5 protein-coding genes are annotated in these 4,750 nt (G+C 43.6%); 3 read left to right on the forward strand and 2 right to left on the reverse strand.

Annotated features, from left to right (window positions below; all coding sequences use genetic code 11):
• Positions 1–444: 444 nt before the first annotated feature.
• Both ACTHSN_RS10700 and ACTHSN_RS10705 read left to right on the forward strand, forming a co-directional pair.
• Positions 445–777 (forward strand): hypothetical protein, encoded by a 333-nt coding sequence (locus ACTHSN_RS10700; protein WP_070461295.1) that lies wholly within the window; start codon positions 445–447, stop codon positions 775–777.
• Between the two features lie 1,152 nt (positions 778–1,929).
• Positions 1,930–2,658 (forward strand): hypothetical protein, encoded by a 729-nt coding sequence (locus ACTHSN_RS10705; protein ID WP_107811120.1) that lies wholly within the window; start codon positions 1,930–1,932, stop codon positions 2,656–2,658.
• A gap of 4 nt (positions 2,659–2,662) precedes the next feature.
• On the opposite strand, the gene ACTHSN_RS10710 is transcribed toward ACTHSN_RS10705, so the two are convergent.
• Together ACTHSN_RS10710 and ACTHSN_RS10715 are read right to left on the reverse strand one after the other, a co-directional pair.
• On the reverse strand, positions 2,663–3,064 hold the full coding sequence (locus tag ACTHSN_RS10710) for a hypothetical protein (protein ID WP_070461297.1): 402 nt from the start codon (positions 3,062–3,064) through the stop codon (positions 2,663–2,665).
• A gap of 2 nt (positions 3,065–3,066) precedes the next feature.
• Positions 3,067–3,843, reverse strand: a complete 777-nt coding sequence (locus tag ACTHSN_RS10715) for a replication initiation protein (RefSeq protein WP_070461298.1) — start codon at positions 3,841–3,843, stop codon at positions 3,067–3,069.
• Between the two features lie 662 nt (positions 3,844–4,505).
• Here ACTHSN_RS10715 and ACTHSN_RS10720 point away from each other — a divergent pair.
• Positions 4,506–4,750: virulence factor (locus tag ACTHSN_RS10720; RefSeq protein ID WP_440365315.1), on the forward strand; the 245-nt coding region annotated here is incomplete at its 3' end.

Raw genomic sequence — 4,750 nt, forward strand, 5'->3', positions numbered from 1 at the left:
TCTTGTGTTTTGGCCGCTCAAAAGTTGTCATCAACCTTTGCTTGGTTCAAACCTGCAGTTTCCGATATACGCATGCTGCGAATTGAAGAGATGAATGATCTAGCTCCAGCCCTTTAAGAGAACAGCAAAACCACCCCACAGGGTGGTTTTGCTGTTCTAGTAGCTTCTAAAAATCAATTGCATGAACTATATGCGCTTACGCGGTCGATACCAAACCTTTACGACTCCCATCTCCAAAGCAGTGATAGATGCGCGTAACACCTTAAATTTGCGTTTTCCTGCGTTTTATATGCTTGCCTATGGGGTAGGGTAGGATAGGGGTAGAAATTCAATCTGAGCGCAAATTTGGGGCGTTTCTGACGGTTTTATTTCGGATTACTGCCTGATAAAAACAGCGGTTTGAAGACCGCAAGTGCGTTTTTTTGAAGACAAAATGATATTTGCATGACATCTTATCGTACAAAGCTATGCTTGAAATTACAAAAACCCCTTATCGTACAAAACAGCCATTTTTTAGGTCAGATTACAAAGAAAAAGACCGCCGAAGCGGTCTTTAGGGTTAAGAATAAAATTCGGGCAAAGCCCAAAATTTTCGGAAATGAAACTTTCGCTTTTGACGGCGTACTGTCTCTTTCCCCCTCTCAACTAGGGATTTTTATATCCGAATCCGCCAAGATTCAGACTATTCAACTCCGCCAAGAGTTAAATAATTATTTTGCCGGTGTGATTTGGCAAAATACCCCGAATTTCCGAGGCTTTTCAGCCCCTAGGAACTAGAGCTTTTCTGCTCTAGTTCCTCCAACGCCCCCGGCCAAGGGGGTTTACTGCTACTACACATTGAGATTTGTTGCTTGCCTGTTCCTTTCGTACTTCCTTCCCTAGACGTTGAACTCGCCATCAGGAAGGGGCATTACTGCTTTTCCTACTCAGACACTCTCCCAGTCTTTTACCCAATTTCTGCCTTGCCACAGGTCAGTTTTAGGGGCAGTCAGACCTTCCCAAGTTAGTTTACCGCTACTACATCCTTCCTAGCCGTCGTCTCACATGAATATCCATAGCTTACGCCTACCCGATTTCTCGGTTTCAGGGGGTAAAGAATCCAAAAACCCTCCCCTACTAGATACCCTGCTTCACAGACTCATTCAATCCGCGGCAATGCTTTTCAGCATTTTCAGAGGATTCAGCACAGCGCCATTCGACTTTACGTTTCGGCTACCGTTACACGTTTGAGCTATACATCGACCTTCGGTTTCTCGAAGTGCCGTCTAACCAAGATTTCTCCCGTCAAACTCACGTCATTTCGGACGTGCGAAGCCATCGTGTGCTGCAAGTGTCGCGCCCTTTCGGTACGCCCCACTGACTGGACTGGATACCAGTTTTTGCAAGTAAACAGGACGATTCTCTCTCACAAGAGCCGCCGTTTCCTTGTCGCCCATGCTTTGAGATTTCCCTCGATTGGGTCGAACAGGGGGATTTCACCCCTGAGCGCCCTTCGTAGTCGTACCAGCACCATTACGAGCATACGACTTCGGCAAACTCGACAGTTTGGCAAACTGTCTTGATCTCAATCGTTGGGGGCTAGCCAACGTGTAGTAAATCAGGTTGGCTAGACCTTCGGACAAGCTTATTAGATTTGTTTTTTATGGCTCAGTCAACCGATTTGATTATAGATTGGATTCTTAATAGATTTGATAGCTTCTGATTTAAAAAAAAGTTTCTGGATGACTTGTATTTCAAGTCTTCCGATTTGATATACAGGAACCTAATTCCTGTGTATCATTTTCACACCTTTTTTGTTGAACCCAGTTTTTGAGGGGGAGACGGAACAGATGGATGCCGTCACGAAAATTACGGTCAAATTTGGACAAAAAAATCCTTTCAGAAAAAAAAGCGCAAAAAACGCAGACAAATAATATAGCGGAGTAGGACATGACTAAAACCCAATATCCTGATTATTTTGTTTTCACAAACCGATCGTCCATGATGCAACGCATACAGGATGCCGTAGAGAACGGTTATTTATACTTTGTACAGGGAACTGTTAAGCATGAAAAAGCTGTTTGTGTATTGGATAAGCTGATAGAACGGTACAAAACCAATCAAACACCAACTCAAAGGCTCAGAGCCTATGAAAAAGGCGAAAGCCTCGTTCAACTTTTTGCATATATCAGCCCAACAGAACCGGAGAAAGGGCTGGATTTTTATCTGCTTCACCGTCCTGCCCAGGGACAGAAATGTCCGACAATATCCTCAGAACCGTGGAAAACAGCCACAAATAGACAAACACGGATTGAATCAAGAGGCTATGAGCTGGTAAGAGTGCCAAACGAGAGAACACATAAAAGCAGTAAAACGCCTTTGAAGCCATATCGATGGACTTGGCGTTATAACGCTGAAAGACTGGAACAGTTTGAGCAAAAATTAAAACGTTGCGCGCTTAGAAATTCAGAGGAAGAGTATCGTTCCCTTTTCGATACCCTGAAAAAGACGCTTGGTTTTTCAGGAAGCAGGGAACAAGCAAAGACTATGCTGATACGGTTAGAGATGAATTGGAGAAGGATCAGCAGTCAAGAACCGCCAATTTGCTTTGATGGAAAGTTACCGACAGCTAGAAGAATGAAGAATATCGGCGTAATGCTTGCCGAATTACCATCTTGAAACATTAATTTCTAAATATTTGCCACCATCTGCGACGTGGTTTGATCGATTTAGTCTCTTCTGTTGAGGCTTTGTTTTCCAGTAAAAGCATTGCTTGTTTCAGGCTACCTAAATGGTCTTTCAGTGCTGCATTTTCAGCTTCCAACGCCGCTAAACGGACGCGCATATCTGCGACATCCTGCGACATTGTCTCATTTTTACCTGCGACATCCTGCGACATTGTCGCACTTCCAACTGCGACATTTGTCACAGGTAAAAATGCGCCATATACCCTTAGAAGCTCCGAAGTATCTAGCTTTTGGCCATTGTCGCACTTGCTCAATTTGCCTGCGACAATGTCGCGCTGAAGGGTGCGACGGCTTTTACCAACCAGTCGCGCAGCTTCACTAATGGATACGAGTGCCATTTTTACTCCAACGCATTCAGAGTTTTATTTCTAGGTATGGGAGCTGTTTCTTGGTTGAAAAGCCTACCTTGTGGATTTCGTTGAAATTTGAACAGTAGTGTAGCTACTTTACGTCCACGTTTTCGGACTTCCCACTCGATTAACCAACCGTCTTTTTCTGTTAGTTCCTTAATTGCCGGCTCAATAACCCATCTTCTCAAATCACTGAAATTTTTTCTGTGGCTTTCGGTTGCTTCCATAGCGTGCCAAAATTCTTCAATGGACATTGAAAGCCACCCTGAACCGTCTGTCTTGTCTTTCATCTGCTCAAAGAGTTCAAGTAGCCGCCAAGAATAAATTGATCGCAAAGCGGCAGCTTGTTGTAGCTGGTACTTTGTGAACTCTCTTTCTAGCTCAAACAAGAAAGGGAAAACATACTCAGAGAATTTGAATTTAACGTAGCCTTCTTCTTTGAAATATTTATACCCCTGCACCCATACACATGACAGCGTGCCGATATGTTTGCCGTCCTTAACTTGCCACGATAAAGAGCGTTTCATTAAAGAATTGACAGCATTTTTTAATTCTCGATATGCCGTACTCATGTTTACATCGTAAGTGTCAGCATATTCTTGCGCCGTTAATTTAATTTCGCCATTTACGCCCCCTAACTTCGCAATTCCAGCCATCAAAATCCGTTTTTCCACCAAATTCAAAGTTTGAGCGGAGCGCGTAATATAATTTGAAATCACAACATTGCAATTAGCTAAGCTATCATTTTCCGTAACCAAATTTCCCATAATGAGAGAACCTTGCCGTATTTAAGAGATTATTTTTATTATCGCATAATTCAAAATAAGAGAAAATATAAATTATCGCAAATGCGGTAATGTTCTCTCATTTAAATTGTGGATAGCACTGCAAAAATCTCGCATTAAACTGCAAAAATCTCGCATTAAACTGCAAAAATCTCGCATTAAACTGCAAAAATCTCTCATTTAAACTGCGAAAAAAACCGCTGTAACCCTTGACTGGCAAGGCATACAGCGTTTATCCACAAGTCCATAAAAAGGTTTAAAAAGATTTAAAAATGATGAAAAACCAGAAAGCCCCAAATTTCTGGGGATAACCTTCGGGCCATTTCGCGCTTGCGCAGCTCATGACCCGGCTTCGCTGTTTGATGTGCCTACGGCATGATGAGTTCGCCATAAGGCGAACCTGCGGGGGCTTTGCCCCCACACCCCCAGTCTCGCCGCCGACGGCTCGGGAGCAGGGCGCGGCGTACCGCCTTCTCCTGCCCCTAGCCTTTAGCGTTGGGTCGCTTCCACCCTGTCAAGGTCAAGCCGCTTACGCGGTCGCTACGCGAACCTTGACAGGCTTCCAGCTCCGAAGATGGGGGAAAATACAGATATTTATACAAAAAAACAGTGCTATACTTACACAAAACCTTGGAGATTTAATTATGTCTTATGCAATTGCTTTTGACCTAGATACAACTGTTTTACAGAATCTTTATCCTAATCCTTCTTGGCAAAACGCTTATGGCGACGTCAAACGTACACTAGTTAGTCTTGGTTTCACCCATCAACAAGGCAGTGTATATTTTGGTGGAGAAACGATTACCGCGGTTTCTTGTGTTTTGGCCGCTCAAAAGTTGTCATCAACCTTTGCTTGGTTCAAACCTGCAGTTTCCGATATACGCATGCT

The organism is Neisseria sp. P0009.S010, assembly GCF_051958545.1.
Taxonomy (GTDB): Bacteria; Pseudomonadota; Gammaproteobacteria; order Burkholderiales; family Neisseriaceae; genus Neisseria; species Neisseria subflava_A.